The 19,925-nt window shown below is 62.6% G+C and carries 17 protein-coding genes; 8 read left to right on the forward strand and 9 right to left on the reverse strand.

All coding sequences use genetic code 11. The features are described from left to right. Positions 1 to 7 precede the first annotated feature (7 nt). A complete protein-coding gene (locus tag LCM4577_RS09785; RefSeq protein ID WP_041002431.1) occupies positions 8 to 514 on the reverse strand; it encodes an SOS response-associated peptidase family protein in 507 nt (168 codons plus the stop codon). 59 nt (positions 515 to 573) lie between these two features. Between LCM4577_RS09785 and LCM4577_RS09790 the strand changes: the two genes are divergently transcribed. Beyond that, complete coding sequence (locus tag LCM4577_RS09790; protein ID WP_041002433.1) at positions 574 to 1,164, forward strand: SOS response-associated peptidase; 591 nt, start codon at positions 574 to 576, stop codon at positions 1,162 to 1,164. A 121-nt stretch (positions 1,165 to 1,285) separates the two neighbouring features. On the opposite strand, the gene xth is transcribed toward LCM4577_RS09790, so the two are convergent. The 6 genes from xth to LCM4577_RS09820 form a co-directional block, all read right to left on the reverse strand. Next, the gene (gene xth / locus LCM4577_RS09795) at positions 1,286 to 2,116 is read right to left on the reverse strand and encodes an exodeoxyribonuclease III (RefSeq protein WP_041002435.1); all 831 of its coding nucleotides are present in this window, start codon (positions 2,114 to 2,116) and stop codon (positions 1,286 to 1,288) included. Further along, positions 2,113 to 4,023 (reverse strand): DNA ligase D, encoded by a 1,911-nt coding sequence (gene ligD / locus LCM4577_RS09800; RefSeq protein ID WP_274535002.1) that lies wholly within the window; start codon positions 4,021 to 4,023, stop codon positions 2,113 to 2,115. Before ligD ends, xth begins: the two co-directional genes overlap by 4 nt. A 55-nt stretch (positions 4,024 to 4,078) precedes the next feature. Then, positions 4,079 to 4,264 (reverse strand): DUF3606 domain-containing protein, encoded by a 186-nt coding sequence (locus LCM4577_RS09805; protein WP_041002437.1) that lies wholly within the window; start codon positions 4,262 to 4,264, stop codon positions 4,079 to 4,081. A 97-nt stretch (positions 4,265 to 4,361) separates the two neighbouring features. Continuing rightward, positions 4,362 to 7,634: an error-prone DNA polymerase gene (locus tag LCM4577_RS09810; RefSeq protein WP_071070963.1), complete on the reverse strand. Its 3,273-nt coding sequence runs from the start codon at positions 7,632 to 7,634 to the stop codon at positions 4,362 to 4,364. Beyond that, entirely contained in the window at positions 7,631 to 9,151 is a 1,521-nt protein-coding gene (locus LCM4577_RS09815) for a DNA polymerase Y family protein (protein WP_071070965.1), read from the reverse strand. Before LCM4577_RS09815 ends, LCM4577_RS09810 begins: the two co-directional genes overlap by 4 nt. Then, positions 9,066 to 9,818 (reverse strand): ImuA family protein, encoded by a 753-nt coding sequence (locus LCM4577_RS09820; protein ID WP_071070967.1) that lies wholly within the window; start codon positions 9,816 to 9,818, stop codon positions 9,066 to 9,068. The genes LCM4577_RS09815 and LCM4577_RS09820 overlap by 86 nt, the downstream gene beginning before the upstream one ends. A 681-nt stretch (positions 9,819 to 10,499) precedes the next feature. Here LCM4577_RS09820 and LCM4577_RS09825 point away from each other — a divergent pair. The 4 genes from LCM4577_RS09825 (at position 10,500) to LCM4577_RS09840 (ending at position 16,432) form a co-directional block, all read left to right on the forward strand. Beyond that, positions 10,500 to 11,816, forward strand: a complete 1,317-nt coding sequence (locus LCM4577_RS09825; RefSeq protein ID WP_244508271.1) for an ABC-three component system protein — start codon at positions 10,500 to 10,502, stop codon at positions 11,814 to 11,816. Next, on the forward strand, positions 11,817 to 12,329 hold the full coding sequence (locus tag LCM4577_RS09830; protein ID WP_071070969.1) for a three component ABC system middle component: 513 nt from the start codon (positions 11,817 to 11,819) through the stop codon (positions 12,327 to 12,329). Further along, positions 12,326 to 14,266, forward strand: a complete 1,941-nt coding sequence (locus LCM4577_RS09835) for a DUF3732 domain-containing protein (RefSeq protein WP_071070971.1) — start codon at positions 12,326 to 12,328, stop codon at positions 14,264 to 14,266. The genes LCM4577_RS09830 and LCM4577_RS09835 overlap by 4 nt, the downstream gene beginning before the upstream one ends. A gap of 201 nt (positions 14,267 to 14,467) precedes the next feature. Then, positions 14,468 to 16,432, forward strand: a complete 1,965-nt coding sequence (locus LCM4577_RS09840; protein ID WP_071070973.1) for an ATP-dependent endonuclease — start codon at positions 14,468 to 14,470, stop codon at positions 16,430 to 16,432. A gap of 256 nt (positions 16,433 to 16,688) precedes the next feature. On the opposite strand, the gene LCM4577_RS09845 is transcribed toward LCM4577_RS09840, so the two are convergent. After that, positions 16,689 to 17,525 (reverse strand): HNH endonuclease, encoded by an 837-nt coding sequence (locus tag LCM4577_RS09845; RefSeq protein WP_071070975.1) that lies wholly within the window; start codon positions 17,523 to 17,525, stop codon positions 16,689 to 16,691. 614 nt (positions 17,526 to 18,139) lie between these two features. Between LCM4577_RS09845 and LCM4577_RS09850 the strand changes: the two genes are divergently transcribed. Further along, on the forward strand, positions 18,140 to 18,466 hold the full coding sequence (locus LCM4577_RS09850) for a DUF736 domain-containing protein (RefSeq protein WP_071070977.1): 327 nt from the start codon (positions 18,140 to 18,142) through the stop codon (positions 18,464 to 18,466). A 75-nt stretch (positions 18,467 to 18,541) separates the two neighbouring features. Here LCM4577_RS09850 and LCM4577_RS09855 read toward each other — a convergent pair whose 3' ends face one another. Beyond that, complete coding sequence (locus LCM4577_RS09855) at positions 18,542 to 18,802, reverse strand: helix-turn-helix transcriptional regulator (RefSeq protein ID WP_244508272.1); 261 nt, start codon at positions 18,800 to 18,802, stop codon at positions 18,542 to 18,544. 161 nt (positions 18,803 to 18,963) lie between these two features. Between LCM4577_RS09855 and LCM4577_RS09860 the strand changes: the two genes are divergently transcribed. Both LCM4577_RS09860 and LCM4577_RS09865 read left to right on the forward strand, forming a co-directional pair. Beyond that, on the forward strand, positions 18,964 to 19,581 hold the full coding sequence (locus tag LCM4577_RS09860; protein ID WP_244508273.1) for a hypothetical protein: 618 nt from the start codon (positions 18,964 to 18,966) through the stop codon (positions 19,579 to 19,581). Positions 19,582 to 19,709: 128 nt separating this feature from the next. Continuing rightward, complete coding sequence (locus LCM4577_RS09865) at positions 19,710 to 19,904, forward strand: transcriptional regulator domain-containing protein (protein ID WP_071070981.1); 195 nt, start codon at positions 19,710 to 19,712, stop codon at positions 19,902 to 19,904. Positions 19,905 to 19,925: the final 21 nt, after the last annotated feature.

The raw sequence follows: 19,925 nt of genomic DNA on the forward strand, positions 1-19,925 counted from the left end.
ACAACGCTCAGATCGCGAATTCAGCCTGCGCGCGGCCCTGATGGAAGCGGGAAATGCGAAAACTGTCCTTAGGAAGAGGACGAAGCACTTCGTGTTCGGGACGCGTCATGTCGAGCCACGCCGAGCGCTGGTCTCGGCGCAGCACCGCCATCTGGCGATCATGGTAGGGCGCGATGTCGTCATTGGCCTCGATCGTCAGGATCGCGTAGGCTTCCGGCCAATCGCGGCTCGCCGGCCGCCAGATGCCGGCGAAACAGAACCAGTCATCGTCGGCGAGGCGAAAGCTGTAGTTCTTCCCCTGGCTTCGGTGCCGGAATTCGGACGCCGGCACGAGGCAGCGATGGCTCGGGAACGATCGGTCCTCCGCGCGCACCACGGTGAAGGGGCGCCCGCCTGCTTCCTTCGGTTGAAGTCCCCATGGCAGCTTGAGCATCTCAACATCGCCGCCGTAGCGCCTTATGATGACGCGGGGCTCGTCGAGCGGGCTGTCGGAATCGAAAACTGTTGCGCTCATAGCCAAAAGAACATAACAGGAACGAAGCCGCCGCGCAATGCCGCAGAGACAGGTGAGACATGTGCAATGATTATCGGCTGATGGTGGATGTCGCCTCGATCGTGGAGGACTTCGCCGATCTCAAGATCAAGATCCGCTTCAGTGAAGGAGCGCCGAACATCCAGGCGCGCGAGGACATCAAGATAACCGACATCGGGCCGATCATCCGCCCGGTTGACGGAGCGGTCGGCGAGGGTGACCTTGTTCAGCGCCGGTGGAGCTGGCCTGGACCGAACAAGAGGCCGGTCTACAACTTCCGCTCGGACGGTCGCGAGTTCGCCTCGAACCGCTGCCTGATACCAGCCGATGGATTTTACGAATTCACCGAACCGACAGACAAGGGCAAAAAGCGCAAGGACAAGTGGCTCTTCACCAAGCGCGACGAGCCGATCTTCTGCATCGCCGGGATCTGGCGCGACGCCGATGATGTCGGGGAGGCGTTCACCATGCTCACGATGGAACCCGGTCCCGATATCGCGCCGTATCACGATCGGCAGATCGTGATCCTGGAGCGCAAGGATTGGGCGAGCTGGCTTGACCCGTCGGTATCCGCCAAATCGCTGATCAAGCCGCTTCAGCCGGGGACGCTGCTCGTGGAGCAGGTCGGGTGAAGCGAGGCGGTGCGCTGCTGAATGCGGCCGCGACACGGGCGTAAGCATTTTAGGCGCACGAAGCCTGTTGACGCCGCAGCTAAACATCGTGACGGTTCCATCATTGGCGAGCAACCGACGCTTAGCCGCTCCCGGGGCTGCTTCGTTCGTCAGGCATTGAACGGCCGCGAGGCGCTGACTTTTGCGAGAGCTCGATCCAGACCGGCGCGTGATCGCTGCTCTTTTCCCAGCCGCGCACCTCGACGTCGACCTGGGCATCGATCAGCCGCTTTCTGAGCGACGGGCTCACGAGAAGGTGGTCGATGCGCAGGCCTGCGTTGCGACCGAAGGCGTTGCGGAAATAATCCCAGAACGTGTAGATCTTCTCGCCGGGATGACGCGCGCGCAGTGCGTCGGTCCAGCCTTGTTCGAGCAGCGTCGCATAGGCGGCGCGCGCCTCGGGCGCGAACAGAGCATCGTCCAGCCAGCGCTCGGGCTTGTAGACATCGAGTTCGGTCGGCATGACGTTGAAATCGCCTGCCAGCACCACCGGCTGTCTGGACGCCACGAGTTCGGCTGCGTGGTCGATGAGGCGGTCGAACCAACGCAGCTTATAGTCGAATTTCGGGCTGGGCCTTGGATTTCCATTGGGAAGATAAAGGCATCCGATCAGGATGCCATTGACTGCTGCTTCGATGTAGCGGCTATGGCTGTCATCGGGGTCGCCGGGGAGGCCGCGCCGCGTTTCGTGGATGTTGCCGACCCGGCTCAGGATCGCGACGCCGTTCCAGCTTTTCTGGCCATGCCAGATCACGTCATAGCCGAGGTCGCGGATACGCCCTTCCGGGAACTTCTCCTGCGGCGCCTTGAGTTCCTGCAGACAGGCAATGTCCGGCGCCGCCTCTTTAAGCCAGCGCAGCAGCACCGGCAGGCGGCCATTGACGCCGTTGACATTGTAGGTGGCGATCCTCATGGCTTCATGAGGTCCGGCAGGAACTGATCGGCCCGGCCCCAGTCCGCGAGGGCCTTCGATGCGGCGCGCTTCTTCAACTCGGACGCGTCGCCAACATGGAAATGCGAGGGCGCATCGATCGTCTTCATCTCCGCCCAGGTGACAGGTGCTGCGACCGGGGCGCCCGGCCGTGACCTGGCGCTGTAAGGCATGATCGCCGTGGCGCCGCGCTGGTTGCGCAGGTAGTCGACGAAAATCCGCCCCTTGCGTTTGGCCTTCGACATCACCGCCGTGAAGTGGCTGGGGTCGCTGTGGGCAACCGCCTGAGCGAGCCCGGAGGCGAAGGCCTTCACCTCGGGCCATTCGGTTCGCGGCGTGAGCGGGGCGATCACATGCACGCCCTTGCCGCCCGTCAGCATCGGGAAGGTGGTCAAGCCGATGGATTTCAGAATATCCCGGAACTGGAATGCGGCAGCGCGGACCGCCTCGAAATCCAGTCCCTCGTCGGGGTCGAGGTCGAACACGAGGCGGTCGGCCTTCTCGACGTCTTCGATGCGCGCTCCCCATCCATGGAACTCGATCGTTCCCATCTGGACGCAGGTTAGAAGCCCCTCGGCATCGTCGACGTAAAGATAGGGCTCCTCATGGCCATCCTTTTCGGTGATCCCGACGTGATGGACCTTGTCGCCGAAGCTGCCGGCGTCATGCTTCTGAAAAAAACATTTCTTGGCTCGCCCCTGCGGGCAGCGGACCAGGCTGATCGGTCTGCTGGCGGCCCAGGGAAGCATGATCGCGGCAACGTCGGAATAATGATCGGCAAGCTGACCCTTGGTGATGTTGGATTCGGGGTAGATCACGCGGCCGCGATTGCTGATCGCGACCGCGCTTGCCGCAGGCGCCGGCAAGGCGGCTGTGCGGTGTTCCGTCTCGAGCACGACCGCTTCCGGCTTCTTGTCCTCGCGCAGGCCGAGATAGCTTGGATGGCGCAGTGTTCCTTCATTGGTCATCTCGGTGAAGGCGATCTCGGCGACAAGCCTGGGACGCAGCCAGTGCGCGCCGCGGACCTCCGCGCGCGGCGCCTCGACCGTGGCAGCCTTCTGCTCGAGCGGCGCCATGGTCTGCATGAGCCGGGCCATCCCGGCGGCATCGAAACCGGTCCCGACCTTGCCGGCATAGCGCAGCTTTCCGCCGTCATAGACGCCGAGGATCAGCGATCGAAACGCGCGATCCTTGTCCGACGGCGTCCAGCCGACGACCACGAATTCCTGACGCTTGATGCACTTGATCTTCAGCCAGCTTCCATCGCGGGCGCCGACATAGGGCGAGTCCGCGAGCTTCGAGATCACCCCCTCGAGGCCGGCGTCGCAGAAGCGGTTCAGCAACTCTTCCCCGCGGCCCTGGATATGATCGGAGTAGCGCAGGACGGGGTGCTTCGCCGGCAGGATTTTCTCCAGTTTCTGCTTGCGCTGCAGGAGCGGCAGCCTCCTCAGGTCTTCCCCATCGAGCTGGAGCAGGTCGAAGGCATAAAAATCGATGCTCGCGGGAGCGCCCTTCAATGCGTTCTGCAGCGCCTGGAAACTGGATCGGCCCTCCTTGTCCATGACAACCGCCTCTCCGTCGATCAGGGCGGAGCGAACGTTGAGCTTGCGCGCCTCCGCCAAAATGGACGGAAAGCGGTCGGACCAGTCCAGGCCGGAGCGCGTATAGGCGCGCGCCTCGCCTCCGCCCACAGCGACGAGAATGCGGTAGCCATCATATTTCATTTCGTGGATCCAGCGGTCGCCAGGAGGAACCGTGTCCACCAGTTTTGCAAGCTGGAGCGGCCGGAACGCGGGCGGTGCGAGTTTGGCTGCGCCGCGCGGGGCTGGCTTCGCAAGGGGAGTTGAAGATCCTCTGGTTCTCGGCCGACGCAAAGCTGACTTGCTCACCTGACCTCACTCAAACAAAACCCAACTGCCCGATGCGCCATTCGTAATTCGCAGCCTATTTCTTCAGTTTCTCCGCGGCGGCATTGAGCTTGTCGCGGTCGTTGCCGACCTGCTTGATCAGGGCTTCGGCCTGCTCTTTGCTGATACCGTGCTTGCGGGCGAAATAATTGACCTCGTAGCCTTCACCGCCGGAGACCTGCCGACGGTCTGCGGCGCCTCGCTTCGATTTGTCGTCTGCCATTATAGTCTCCTGTTCGATCGCCCGCGCGGTCACGACGTTCGACCTGTAACGCTTTGGACCGTCTTGCGATCCTGAGCCGGGCAAGAAATTCGGCGTTTCACCTGAAATCCCGCGTCCTGACGTTGATGTTGTCGATGTGGAGGTCGGGTACGTAGATGTCGCGGCCGCGCAGCGCCTTGGGCGGCAGCTCGCGCGGATCGGGTCCCGAGCCGCCATTGCGCACTTGGTCGCCGCGGCCGTGCGGCACGGGAAAGCTGCCCTCGCGCTCGCCGACGCTGGCGAGCTCGGCTGACAGATCGCTGATCTTGCGAGCCACGAGGTGGACCACCTCGCCCTCGCGCTGGATCCGGCCCTTTACGGCGATCATGCCCGCCGACAGAACCGTGCGCCGGTGCTGCTCGAACACTTTCGGCCAGACGACGAGGTTCGCGATCCCGGTCTCGTCCTCAAGGGTGATGAACATGACGCCCTTGGCCGAGCCCGGGCGCTGCCGCACGAGCACTATGCCTGCCGTTTCCACCCAGTGGCCATCGCGCGCCGCCATCGCCTCGGCGCAGGAAACAATGCGGCGACGGCGAAGGTCGTCGCGCAGGAAAGAGATCGGATGACTGCGCAGCGTCAGGCCGATATGGCGGTAGTCTTCCACGACCTCGCCGCCGGCCGTCATCGGCCGAAGCGCCACCGCCGGTTCGTGGATCTCCGGCACCTGCTCCGCTTCACGGGCCGATGCAGCCGCGAACAGCGGCAAGGGCTCGTCGCGCAGCGCCTTGATCGCCCAAAGCGCCTCGCGGCGCGGAAGACCAAGTGCTGGCCGGAACGCGTCCGCCTCGGCGAGCTGGACAAGTGCTGCCTGCGGCACGCCAGCACGCCGCCACAGATCGTCGACCGAGGCGAAGGGCTGGTCGGCGCGCGTGGCAACGATCGTGCTTGCATGGGCATTTGCGAGGCCGCGCACCATGCGCAAGCCCAGCCGGACGGCGAAATGTCCATCATCAGAAATAGGCTCTAGCGTGCAGTCCCAGCGCGAGGCGTTGACGCAGGCCGGTCGGATCTCGATCCCGTGCGCGGCCGCGTCGCGCACGATCTGGGCGGGCGCGTAGAAGCCCATCGGCTGGCTGTTCAACAGCGCCGCGCAGAAGACATCCGGGTGCCAGCATTTGAGCCAGGCCGAGGCATAGGCGATCAGCGCGAAGGAAGCGGCGTGGCTCTCCGGAAAACCATACGAGCCGAAACCTTCGAGCTGCTTGAATGTCTGCTCGGCGAAGGCGCGCTCATAGCCATTGTCCACCATCCCGTCGATCAGCTTCGTCTTGAAGGATGAGACGCCGCCGGTGAACTTGAAGGTGGCCATCGACTTGCGAAGCATGTCCGCTTCGCCTGGCGTGAAGCCCGCGCATTCGATGGCAACCCGCATCGCCTGCTCCTGGAACAGCGGCACGCCGAGCGTCTTGCCGAGCACCTTCTCGAGCTCCGGCCTTGGGTAGTGCACCGGCTCGATGCCTTCCCGGCGGCGCAGATAGGGGTGGACCATGTCACCCTGGATCGGCCCGGGGCGCACGATCGCGACCTGCACCACGAGATCGTAAAAAGTCCTTGGCTTCAGCCGCGGCAGCATCGACATCTGCGCCCGGCTCTCGATCTGGAAAGTCCCAAGCGTATCGGCTTTCCTGATCATGGCATAGGTGCGCGGATCCTCCGCCGGTATGGTGGCAAGGTCGAGGCGTATGTCCTTGCACTCGGCGAGGAGATCGAGGCCTTTCTTCATGCAGGTCAGCATGCCGAGCGCCAGCACGTCGACCTTCATGAATTTGAGCGCGTCGATATCGTCCTTGTCCCATTCGATCACCTGACGATCCTTCATGCTCGCCGGTTCGATCGGCACCAGATCGTCGAGGCGGTCATGGGTGAGCACGAAGCCGCCCGGGTGCTGGCTGAGGTGACGCGGCGCGCCCATCAACTGACGCGCAAGGTCGAGCGTCAGTCGCAGGCGGCGATCGGCACGGTTGAGATTGAGTTCCTCGACATGCCGCTCCTCGACGCCCTCTTCTGACCAGCCCCAGACCTGGCCGGAGAGCGTGCGGATGAGATCTTCCGGCAGGCCGAGCGCCTTGCCGACGTCGCGCAGCGCGCCCTTGGTGCGGTAGCGCACCACCGTCGAACACAACGCCGCGTGGTCGCGTCCATAGGTGTCGAACACCCACTGCATGACGATCTCGCGCCGCTCATGCTCGAAATCGACGTCTATGTCGGGCGGCTCTCGGCGCTCCTCGGAGACGAAACGCTCAAACAACAGATCGTTGCGCCCGGGATCGATCGAGGTGATGCCGAGCACGTAGCAGACTGCCGAATTGGCGGCGGAGCCGCGGCCCTGGCAAAGGATGTCCTTCGAGCGCGCGAAACGCACGATCGAATTCACGGTCAGGAAATAGGGTGCGTAGCCGAGCTTCTCGATGAGCCGCAATTCGTGGCGTAGCGAGCGGGCGACGCTGTCCGGCACGCCTTCCGGGTAGCGCGTCGCGGCGCCCTGCCATGTCAGCTTTTCGAGCGCCTGCTGCGGTGTCAGCGATGGGTCGTCGCGCTCCTCCGGATATTGGTAGGCAAGCTCGCCGAGAGAGAACCGGCAGCGGTCGGCGATCTCGATCGTGCGCGCCAGCGCTTCCGGGTAGCGTGCAAAAAGCCGGTGCATTTCCTGAGGCGGCTTGAGGTACCGGTCGGCATGCCGCTCGCGGCGCTCGCCGAGCGCGTCGATGGTGACATTGTGCCGGATCGCGGTGACGACGTCCTGCAGGATGCGGCGGCCCGGCTCATGGAAGAGCACGTCGTTGGTGACGACGCACGGCACCTTCATCTTGACGGCAAGCGTCGCCAGGTCATGGATGCGAAGCTGGTCGTTGGGCCGGCGCCTGAGCGTCAGCGCCATGTAGGCGCGGTCGCCGAATGCCTCGCGCAGATGTCTCAGGCGCATCGCCAGGGTCTCATCGGCCATATCGGGCAGGAGCACGGCGATGAGGCCTTCTCCATAGGCGACGACATCGCTCCATTCGAGATGGCATTTCGCCTTTCCGGCCCGGGCCTTGCCGAGCGAGAGCAGCCGGCACAGCCGGGAATAGGCGTCACGGTCGGTCGGGTAGGCGAGCAGTGACATGCCGTCCGTGAGGTCGAGGCGGCAACCGACGATGAGGCGCACGCCGGTGGTCTTGGCCGCCTCGTGGGCACGGACGATGCCGGCGAGGCTGTTGCGGTCGACGACGGCGAGTGCCTCGATACCGAGAAGTGCGGCCTGCGAAAACAGCTCCTCGGCCGAGGATGCGCCGCGCAGGAAGCTGAAATGCGAGGTGACCTGCAGCTCGGCATAACGCACGTCGTTCATCCGAACACTCCATGCAGGAACCACCGGTGCGAGCCCGTCGCCGCATCCTCACCGTCGCCGGCGCGGTAGAGCCAGTAGCGCTCGCCATCGTCGTCCTCGACCCGGAAATAATCGCGCACCGCCACCAGTTCGGCGTCGCGCTTCCACCATTCGCCGAAGACCCGCTCCGGACCGTCCGCGCGCCTCACGCGCCGGCGCACCCCGCGCCAGGTGAAGGACGCCGGCGGATGGTCGGGCAACAGCGCCACCGTCTCGACCGGGTCCGGCTGCGGCAGCAGGCGCGCTGGCCTCGGCCAGTGGCCAGGCCAGGCCGCGCCGGTGTCGGCCGCCATCGCCGGGATCTTGGTAACCGAACGCTCCGGCACGTCGCTGGCGACGGGCGCAAGGCGGTAGACGGCGCGCTCGCCGACGCGGTTCATCAGCGTATCGATGAGGTCGGACACGTCCGGCACAGTTTCCTCGACGAGGGAACTCACGGCCTGGCTGCGCTCCAGGGGGTCGGCCGATGTGGCCGCCAGGATCATCATCTCGATGCCGAAACCGGGCGCGATGGTCTCGACCTTGTCGCAAAGCAGCTTGGTCAGCCGTTTGGCATCGCGAACGGGCATCGCCATGCCGACACGGATCGCCTGCGCCTGGCTGTCGACCCGCTGGCAGATGAGATCGAGACGACGCGCGCCAAGCCCGCGCTGTTCCATCAGGCTGCAGAGCTTGTCGACGAGCTTGCCGATGTAGCGCGCGATTGTCTCGGCCGCGCCAATCGGCTCGGCGAAGGCACGGCGGACTTCCACGATGTCGGGCGGGCGAACCGGGTCGATCGGCTCGGCTGTGTTGCCGAGGGCCTGATCGATGCGGCGGCCGATCTCCGGGCCAAAACGCAAGGCAAGCGGAGCGCGTGGCTGTTTCAGGAGATCGCCGATCCGTTGGAAGCCAAGCCTGCGCAGCTCTGCCGCCGTCGAAGGCGCGATCCGCAACGCCTCAAGCGCAAGCGGCTCGAGGACCAAATGGCCGTGGCCAGCCGGCGCGATGCGGATGGCTTGATCGCCATACCGGGCCAGCGCATGCGCCGCGCCCCAGCTGTCCGCGATCGCCGCGCGGGCTACGATGCCGGACATCGCCAGACGCCCGACCAGTCCGTCCAGCATCGCGACCTCACCGCCATGGAGGTGGTCGGCGCCTGTCGTGTCGATGACGATCCCGTCGGGAGGATCGGGCGCTACGATCGGCGCAAATCGCAGCATCCAGACGGCGAGCCGCTCGAGCGCCTCGGCATCCGCCTGGCGGTCGGCGTCCTGGATCGCAAGCCCCGGAACCAGCACCTGCGCCTTCGTCACGGGCATGCCCGGGCGCAAGCCGGCGGCGAGCGCCGCTGCGTCGGCCGCGAGCACCACGCGCCGGTTCTTGTCGCGGCCGATCAGAACCAGCGGGGCCTCAGCCGGCGGCGCCGCGTCGCCGGCCTTCCGCCGCACCCGATCGGTGGGCCAGGTCGGCAGGAACAGCGAGACGACCCGTGCCATCGCACGCCTCCAATTCGAAATCCGCACTTTCGCCCGCGCGGGCGCGGATCAATTCGACCAGCCATCGGTGACGGCCGACGCCCGGCACGGGCAGCGGCGTCGAGGGCAGGACCGAGACGCGCCACCGGGTCATCGCGGCCGTCGGCTGGCCGAAATCGGCCGCCTCCGTCTGCCGCCGCCATCTTCGCAGCGCGATTCCGATCGTGCGGGCTTCCTCGGCGGCGAGCTGCAGTCGCCGCGAAGCCGTCATGGTCAGGCGGGCGACCTCGCCGACGACCGCGCCCAGCCCGCCATGCCGGATGCCTTCTTCCATGCATGCGAGGATCGTCTTGTCGTCGCCGGCCTCGACATAGATGACGCGGTCCGGTTTAAGGCCGGCCTGTGCCAGCGCCGGGGCGAACAGGTCGGGCCGGGCGATGCACCACAAGACCTTGCCGCGCGTGCGCGCCGCTACGCCGCCCGCGAACAATGCCGCCGCCGCGCCATCGATGGCGCCATTGCCCCCGCCCGCGATTTCATGCAGCGCGCCGAGCGCCAGCCCTCCGCCCGGCAGGCGCGCATCCATTTCGGTGATCCCGAACGGAAGCACCGATCTGGCGGGTCGGCTTCGGCCCTGGATCTTCTCGATCCGCGCGCGCAGTGATTCTATGGCGGGCTCCGGCCGCAAGATGGTCGTTGACCTCCAGGAAAGCGTATATAAGCATGTTCTCTATTTGTTCTATGATTGAGCAGCGAGAGTCAAGTGGCCTGTCCTGTCCCCTTGATTTGAGGCATTAGCTTCTGCCTGAGCAAAGGCAGCTTTGCGCCTTCATCGCGGACGTTCAGGCAACCGAGGCAAATTCTCGAAAGCTGCCATGCCACTCGCGGTGTCAAGGTATCGAACGTGCGGACTGCGCATTGACGGCATCTGAGTCGCCAACCTTGAAGCAGAGATAGAGAAAATGCCTGTTGCGGACGTGCTGCTGGCGGCTCGTCGATACCAGCCAAGGGTCAATGACCGGCGGCTTTAGGTCCTTCATCGACCCAGTACTCGCTCAAGAAAGCTTCGACTATCGTCGAACTCGCACTCTCCCAAGGTCGTCCAGGTAGATCGGAGAGCGGAACTCCCGCCAACAACTAGCGGGCAGGATGGGCTGGTACGACGCGGCCGGGACGGGCGTCTTCGGTGTCGGCCTGAAGGTCCTCTTCGTTGGCTGGCTCTAGCACGATGCGGGTCGCGGACTTGGTCAATAGCAACATCCGCGACACGGACAACTGATACTCGTATCCTGCTAACGCGGCCTCCGCGCCTGACGCTGGTGCACTGGCGGCTTTTTCTATGTCTGCTACGGAATGCTGAAGCCCTGAAATGATCGCCCTAATGCAAACTATCCACACCCAGAATCCATTCAACGGGCATTTTTTGGTGGCGAACGTGCGCGCCGTGATATCTATTCCCCAAGTATTGGGAGGGGGCGTGAGCAGTAGTTCCGACAAGCACAGTGTCGCGCACGTCGCGGCAGGATACCTCTATCAGGCGCGCCTCGCGTTGTCCGAAGCGTTGAAGTACGCCAACGTCGATTCCAGCGTCGAGGTCTCTATTGAAAAGCTGGACGACGTATCGTTCGAAAAGGACGGTGCGGCCATCGATCTGCTCCAGACCAAGCACCACCTGCACCAGGCCGCGAACCTCACCGACGGGTCGGTGGATCTTTGGAAGACGCTCGGCATATGGGCCGAAAAAACGAAAGATAACCCCTCTCTTCCCGGCAGGACTCGATTTGCACTTGTGACCACATCCGCCGTGTCCGAAGGGACGGCCGCCCATCTCCTCCGCCCGGCGACGATCGGCGAGGGGCCGCGTGACATCGACAAAGCGCACGAATTGCTTTTGGCCGCTGCAGCGGCCTCGAAAAATGCTGCGATTGCAAAATCCATCGTGTCATTCACAGCGTTGCCGACCGCGCTCCAGAAGGAATTGCTTTCAGCCGTACAAATCCTGGACGGTGCACCGCTCATTGCGGACTTGGAAGCGGTGATCGAAAACCAGATTGCACTTCTCGCGCCACGCGGCAAAGCGGCCCTCGCCCGAGAACAGCTTGAAGGTTGGTGGTGGCCGCGCGTCTGCGCGCTCCTCCAGTCGATATCTCCAGGAACGATCGCCGTGACTTCGCTCGAACAAAAACTCGACGAAATCCGGGAGAGCATGAAGCGGGACGCGTTGCCGCTAATCATGGATGATGCGGAAGTCAACGACGCTGAACTCAGCAAGCTGGATGACTTCTGCTTCGTTCGACAACTCCGCGGCATCGGCTTGGGACAGCGCCGCTTGGAACTTGCAAAGCAGGACTATTACCGCGCCTTTGCACAGCGCTCCCATTGGGTTCGCGAGAGCCTTGTGCTGGATGATGAGGTCAGCCACTTTGAGCGCAATCTGATCGAAGAATGGCAACCGCGCTTTGAGCAAATGCGCGACGGCCTCACAGCGGGCTGCGGTGAGCCTGAGCTCAAGCAGGCCGGTTTAGGACTCTACTCGTGGGTCGAGAACGAAGCGCGCTTTCCGTTCCGCACGCTCACCAACCGCTTTCTCAGTGTCGGTTCGTATCATATCCTCGCAGACAGATTGCGCGTGGGTTGGCATCGCGACTACGTGACACTTTTCGCTAAGCAACTGGAGGATGCGTAGATGTCCTCCTCGCGCTGGAGCCTCGGCTGGTCTGAGCGACCCACGGAAGAGGCCAATAACTTCAATCCGGCCTTCTGCGGAGAATTGCTCTGCAGAAGCGTGGGTGAGTACTACAAGAAGGCGGGGCAGCCTATGAGCGTTGTGCTTGCCTTCGTCGTTCTCCCGCTCGCGCTACACAGGGGATCGCGTGACCAACTGCCAAAGATGGCGAGCACGGCGTTCGCTGGGTGGGTCGCGACGCACGACAACATCATCGCTGAACTTCCCTTGCATGTGGAGCGGCTCCGTCCTGTCGTTCGCGAGGCCATGATCTTTTCGATCCGGCAAAACCGCCTGGCCGTTCAAAACGGCGGGCTTGTGCCCGGATCCTCAAAACTTTCGTCAACCACCAAGGCCACGATCAGCACCGACGATACCGATCAGGCGCGGAGCGCAGCCATGCTGCTCGGGCGCTGGTTTGGTGCGCAGGGTGATGCGCCTTCGGTGCTTCAGGGCTTCGGGGTGCTGCCATGAGTCTGCAAATACGATCGATCTCCGTGTATTCGCCAGAAGGCGAGCGTCGCGACGTAGCATTCAGGCTTGGGACGCTCAATATCGTCACCGGCAAGTCGAAGACCGGCAAATCGGCACTCCTCGATATCGTGGATTATTGCTGGGGGCGAGACGAATGCACGGTGGCCGAGGGCGCGATACGCCGCACGGCGTCGTGGTTTGCCGTCCTGTTTGACCATGGCGGCGAGGGCATCCTCGTTGCCCGGAAGAACCCTGGGCCTGCCGGCAAGAAGAGCGACGAGGTCTTTTTCAAGCGCGGCGTCGAGGCCGTACCTGATACAGACGCGGACTTCGAAAAAAATATTACTGAGGAGGGACTGCGGGCCCAACTGTCGTCCATTCTCGGCATTGCCGAGAATGTCAACATTCCCGAGAGCACGTCCACACGCGACCCGCTCCAAGCCTCATCACGGCACGCGATCTTGTTCTGTCTGCAGAACCAGGACGAGATTGCCAACCGCCGTTTCCTTTTCCACCGCCAGGGTGAGCAGTTCTTCCCGGCGGCGATCCGGGATTCGTTGCCCTATTTCATGGGCGCCGTCGACGAAGATCACTTCCTCACGGTCAAACGGTACCAGGACGCTCGCACGCGCCTACGCAGGCTGGAGCGTGATCGGGCGGAGGCGGTGGCACTGTCGCGACAGACGTCCTCCGCTGCGCTGGCCCTGATCGATGAGGCGCGCCGCAGCAGACTGCTGCCCGCTGGCGCGGCGCCGCAAGACACGCGCGCTGCCGTCGCCTTGCTGCGTACTGCGGGCCGTCCGGCGGGCATGGACTTCGAGAACGCGGGAGGCTCCGGTGCGGATCTGCCGGCGCTGGACGAACGTCGGCGCGGCCTCCTCACCGAGCTTCAGGAAATACGGGACGAAATCGGGGATATCGAGAGGCTCCATAAGGAAGCCTCCGCATTCGAAACCGAGGCGAAGGAGCAAGAGGCGCGGCTCGCCTCCATAGGACTCGTCGCCCATGACGGGCATGGTCCGAACGATGTCTGCCCGGTTTGTGACAGTCGTCTGTCGGTGCCCGTGCCGTCCGTAACGGAAATCCGGGCCTCGCTTGCGGGTATACAGAAGCAGCTTCAGTCCGTGCGTCGGGACGCGCCCAGGCTGCAAGAGCGGATGGCGGCACTCGAAGCGCGCCGCGCGGCCGTGTCAGAGCAACTCCGCGGCGTCCAGGCGAGCATTGCGCAGCGTATTCAGGAGAACGAGCGTCTGCGCGCGGCGCAAAACCAGTTCGTCGAACAGGCGCGTGTCGCGGGACGGATCGCTTATTATCTGGAGAACGCTGACACGACCGCGCCCGCCAGTCAGCTTCCCAGCCAAATCCGCGCGCTGCGCGCAGAGATGGAGGCGTTGCAGCAGGCGCTGGACGCCAATGCGGCCGAGGAGCGGTTGACAACGGCACTCAATCTCGTGGGTCGCGACCTTACCGCGTTCGCGACAGATCTCGGCCTTGAGCACGGCAATCATCCTTTACGGCTGGACCTGAAGAACCTCTCCGTCATTGCCGACACAGATGACGGGCCTCTGTCCCTCGCGCAGATGGGCAGTGGCGAAAACTGGGTCGGCTATCACGTTGCGGCACATCTCAGCCTCCATAAACTGTTCCGCAGGCGCAACCGACCTTTGCCGGGGTTCTTGATGCTAGATCAGCCGTCGCAGGCCCACTATCCACCCGACCGCGATCAGAATGGTCTTATCGAAGGGCTTGCCGACGACGACCAGGAGGCTGTGCGCAAGCTGTTCAGGCTGTTGTACCGCTTCACCGATGACACGCCCAACATGCAGATCATTGTTTCCGACCACGTGGAATTGCTCGACGAGTGGTTCCGTGGCGCGATCGCCGAGAGGTGGCGTGACGGAATTGCGCTAATTCCGGTGTCGTGGCTGCAGAATTAAAAGCACGATGTCGAAAGAAGGCCAGTGGCACCGGCCGGTCCCAACAGGTGCGCTCACTCTCGCCGGAAGCCCGCCTCGCCGTGCTGCATTACACCGTCGCCGATCACGTACACGTGCAAAAGGGTCGGGTTGTTAGTTGAATATTTTTGAACTCGAAACGATATTCTTGGTGCAAAGTATAACGATAGAAGGGGGGCGAACTTGAAGCTGATCGAGGCGCACGCGACCAACTACCGGAACATCATCGACGCCGATCCTGTCGCAATCGGTCAGACGACCTGCCTTGTGGGAAAGAACGAGGCGGGGAAGTCCGCCTTCCTAAAGGCACTGGAAGGCATTCGGTCTACCGACCCCGACTTCAACGAATACGGCAAGATCACCAACTACCCTCGCAGAATGCTGTCCGAGTATGATTCGGACTATGGTGACGGTCAGGCTCGGGTGATGCGCACCAAATGGAAACTGGAGCCCGCCGACGTCGCGGCCATTGCGGCCGTATTCGGAGCCAAAGCGCTGAGCGGCGGAGAGGTCACGATTAGCAAGTCCTACGAACAGACCAATACCACCTGGAACGTGCCGTTCGTCGACAAAGCAGCACTCGACCACCTCGTCGCCAAGCACGGGCTCACTGACGAGGAACGGTCCGTCCTCGGTACGGCGTCGACGACCGAGAGGGCGGCAGAGGCGCTCGAGAGCCTAGCAAGCCGGACTGCTCCGCAGCAGGGCCTGCTTGATGCCATCACCAAGTTCCGAAAGAAGTCGGCATCCCTTAAGGCTATCGACATCCTCAGCGATCTGGCGCCGAAGTTCATGTACTTCTCGCACTATGACCGGATGAGCGGCGAGCTTTCGATCAACAAGCTTAACGACGACAAACAGAACAGCCGGCCGATGTCGAGCGGCGACCGGGTGTTCCTCGATTTCCTGGAGTATGCCGGCACCACCCTTGACGACTTGGTGCAGACCACGCAGTTCGAAGAACTCAACGCCAAGTGCGAGGCGGCCGCGCTGAAGATCACGGACCAAATCTTCGACTACTGGACGCAAAATGACGAGCTCAAGATCAAGGTCGTGCTATCCGAGGGCAAGTCGGGCGACCCGGTGCCGTTTAACGCCGGCCCCGTTGCGCGCGCGCGTGTGGAGAATAGTCTGCATGGGGTCACCGTACCGTTCTCCGAAAGGTCTGCGGGCTTCATCTGGTTCTTCTCGTTCCTGGTGAAATTCGCCCAGATCAAGAAGAGCCACGGTAACGTCATCCTGCTGCTTGATGAGCCAGGCTTGACGCTGCATGGCACGGCCCAGCTCGATCTTCTGCGCTATTTCTACAAAGAGATCGCACCGCATCACCAAGTTATCTGGTCGACCCATTCGCCGTTCATGGTGCCGCCGGACGACCTAGCATCCGTGCGGACGGTCGAGGACGTGGTTAGGCTAGACGAGCGCAACCGGAAGAAGTCGATCGGCACAAAGATCCGGTCGGACGTGCTGACGACTGATCCTCAAACTAATTTCCCAATCTTCGGGGCCATGGGCTTCGAGGTCACGCAGACACTTGTCATCGGCAAGAATACGCTTCTCGTCGAGGGGCCGAGCGACATCCTCTACCTGCAAGCCGCGTCCTCGGCGCTTAAGGGGGCCGGACGCTCGCATCTTGCGCCAGCGTGGGCGATTTGCCCCTCGGGTGGGATCGACAAGGTGCTGCCGTTCGTCCGACTGTTCTACGGCAACAAGCTCAACATCGCAGTGCTCACCGATTTCGAGCGTGGTCAGAAGAGGAAACTCGACGATCTACACAAGGCCGCGCTGCTCGACGAGGAGCGGATCATCCTCGCGACCGACATTGCCGGCAAGGATGAGGCCGATATCGAGGACTTCTTTGACCCAGCGCTATTCGTCGATCTGGTCAACAAGACCTACGCCCTAACAGGGCGCCATGAGCTCACTGTCGAAAAACTTGAGGCCGCCGACACTGGCACTACGCGGTTGGTCAAGAAGGCAGAGGCCTATTTCAGGCTTCTCCCTCAGGAGATTCCCGAGTTCAGCCACTTCGACCCGTCGATGTACTTGCTACAGAATCCCGAGATGCTCGCCGGCAAGGGCAAGCCGGTTCAGGAGACGCTGAGCCGCTTCGAGGCGGCTTTCGACCGCATTTCGAAGTTCCTGTAGCGTCGCAGGGCCTGCCGGCATTAAGAGGAACGACTTCTGTAACCTCTACATCGAACGCCGCGCGGTTCGCGTTGATGTCTACCTGCCCGGTGCGTGCGCCCGAAAAACGAGCAGGCAGAAGTCAGCCCATATATTGTCACTCTCGCTCACTGAGCGCGCGGCAGCTTTTGTGAGATCGCGACAGGATTTTGGGGCCTTGACCAGTTCGTCCGGGATGAGGCGGCGGTTAGGCAGTGAGGGCAGTCTCGGCCGCTATCTAATTCTCCGCCTCTGCCGCAGCAGCTGCCCGCTCATCGGGCGTCGGAAAGATAGTTAGAAGCTCCTCAGGAGGAATATTCTTTGAGCCCTGTTCAAACAAGCCGCTGGAGGTAAGGCAGATAAAGCCGATTCCGAATTGGCACGCGGAGATCATAAAGTCCTCTTTCTCCTTGTAGCCGTAGCGGTAGCCGAATCTGCGCCCGTACTCCTTGATGTTGCGCCGGGTCCCCTCCTCTGTCTCGGGCAGCATCCGATTCAGGTAGTCCGTCAGCATCGAAGCCCGCGGATGGCGGCCATGCACTATGCCCGTCCAGATGTAGTGCTTCCTCGTAAGGAACTTGCCGCCCGTCTCCCTGTAGTAGATCGCGCAAGCTAGCTTCCGACCGATGACCTTTGCGGCCTCGAAGAACTCCTCGGACGCTCCCGCAAGTGGCAAGTTGGTCAGGTCGGCATCCGGCGGCACCTCGATACCCATCTTAGTGAGCGCTTCCGCCTTGGCCTTATTGCTCAGCTTAGTGTTTAAGAGTGCCGATTTGTAGTTGTTCTTGATGCCGTCCCGTAGCTTCCACATCGACCACAGGTCTTTGGTGAACAGATCAGGGTTCCCCATCTGCATGTAGTAGCCGAATATCTGGTCTTCCTTCTTGCTCGACCGATTGCAGGCTTCGCACGCCGGAAACTCAAAATCCTCGGGGAAGTAGCCTTTCGGAAAACACGCCTGAGGCGGGATGTGATCGACCGTGGACGACTTGGTCGCGCCGCCGCAGAGGCAGCACAGAGGATGATCCTCCAGCAGCTGTTGATAGCGGCTCTTCTTCTGCTTCGCTTGTCCCATCTGGCATCTCCCAGAGTGCTTGCCAGCGGGCAGGCTATAGCCACGCGATGACGGTGTCTTACGCGCCTCCGATCAAGTCCAAAGTTGGGCGTGCCCGCAATGGCATACTTCGGGAAATCGTCAGTGGCTTCGGAACGACAGAGAGGGGGTCGGCAGCAGAATGGCAGCTTTCCGCGATTTGTCACGCCTAAGCGGACTGTCTGGGATCGGCCCCGAATGAGACATTTGTGCTCTGTCCTCGTGCGCGTTGCACCGGATGGGCAAGGGCTTTGATGCAGAGCCAGGCTGACATCCTGACGAACTAATCCGCTTTGGCTCTGAGCCACCGATGCTGGCATTGTCTTCGGACCTCATTCGCGGAGCGCACAACGACCTCTCGAACGGGCTGATCTGGCCGAAGGACGGCTGAAGCCTCGACCGCCTTTTCCGCAATGGCGCGTCGCGCGTTTCTTCCCTTGGGCGAAGCCCATTCCTCGCGCAACCAAGAAACGCGCGCCTGCGCCATCCTCCGCCTTCGCTGCGGTCGCAAGCGATGCGGCGGCGGTCGCCTTCGGCCTCACGATCGCCATCGAGGCCGCATGGTGCGGGCTCGGAAACGAAAACGGAGACTGAAAATGGCTACCATCGGCACCTTCAAGAAGACCAATGCGAACGAGTTCACCGGCGAGATCGTCACCCTGAGCGTCCAGGCCAAGAGCGTACGCATCGTCCCCGACACCCGGGCCAGCGGCGAAAATGCTCCGAGCCATCGCGTGGTGGTCGGCAAGGCCGAGATCGGCGCCGCCTGGTCCAAGCGCTCCACCGAGGGCCGCGACTATCTCGGGCTCAAGCTCGACGACCCGAGCTTCACCGCTCCGATCTACGCCAACCTCTTCGCCGACGAGGAAGGCGAGTGCTACAGCCTCATCTGGTCCCGCCCCAACCGCCGCAACGGTGAGTAAAAGTAAGCGAGCCCGTCCCGACCTCGGTCGGCGGGCTCGGCCCATCTGACGCCGCTTTTCTGCGAAGGTGCCCTATCAACTGCTCTTTCGCAACAGGATCCCATTGTTGGGAAGTACTTCGACGCCAGCTCTCTCAAGAGCATTCACAATCGCTAATATATTGTTTGCGATCGGAGTTCGGGCGCCGCGCTCGAAATCAGCGATTGTCTGACGTGCGACGTTCGCCTCCCGTGCCAGATCATCTTGGCTCCATCCCAACATTGCACGTGCGCCGCGACACTGTTCGGCGCTGAAATTCGCCGCCTTCTCCGCAATATTATGATTGACCTCAATCAATTTGTATAATATCCCTGTCTGCGAACTTGCGGTCGAAGAGGGTGCGCGAACACCCTTTTCGACCTGACCAAAGCCAAGCTGTGTGGAGCTCGGATCATGGCTGATTCCGACAATACCACGACTTTGCCTTCCGTCACGCTCTGGACGGGAGCTGATCTCCCTTGACCAGAAAGCATCCTAAACCTTCTGCCGACCATGCAGCCGAGGATCAGCCATCAGCCGATCCCGCGATCCTACTTTCGCTTGCCTGGATTGATGCACACGTTGCAATGCTAGCCTCATGTATCAGACAACAGCAAGCGGAGGAGGGGGTCTTAGACCGCGACGCGCTCGTGTCCGTCGACGGAGCGTTCCCGCTCGGGGAGGGGGCTGACGCCGACGTCGGCTATTTCAATGCCCGGACGGCGGAGCAGGAAGACGCTGAAAAGGCCGACGTCTTGTTGGCGGAGATTGCGACAACGCCCGCCCAATCCTTGGCTGGTGTGGTCGCCAAGCTTGCGGTTGTCGTTCGCGAAGCGACTGACAACACCGACCTTTGCGAATTTCCGCTGCAGCACATCCGCTCGGCATTGGCCGATCTGCGGCGTCTTGCGCTTGAACCGATAGGCGATCGCCCCGCGGGCTGGGCCGCCGGCGATCAGTCGATCGGCGCTCTGTTCGAGAAGCCCGCCTCGTCATTCGCGGCCTGGCGCGCTTTCGCAGCGTGGAGCCAGGGCGACGATGAGGCGTATCGCAGCTGGACGAAGACATTCAAGACACTGCAGGGCGCAAGCCAATAGGCTCTCGGAAGTTCGAGCCTGACCGCTCCGCGCTGAGGCCTGTCATCGTCATTCGTCAATGACGGAATCCAAGGATTTCGCTCAAAACCGCATCCCCTTATCAGATCCTTGAGAAGGGAAGGATGCGGATGAAGCCGGATACATCGCAGTGGCGTGACCCACAGGCATATGCGTTCCTCAACGGCGCGGCCGCCGATGTGATCGCCTGGGAGTTCCTGCGACGCAATCCGCAGTATCAGCAGGACTTCGCCGCCTCCCGCTCTGCCAAGGCCATGCGCGCATTGCGCAAACGCTGGGGTTTGCAGTTTCGCCGCCCGGCCTGATCAGTCCGCGGTCGAGCAGCC

This window comes from Mesorhizobium sp. LCM 4577 (assembly GCF_001854795.2).
Classification (GTDB): Bacteria; Pseudomonadota; Alphaproteobacteria; order Rhizobiales; family Rhizobiaceae; genus Mesorhizobium; species Mesorhizobium plurifarium.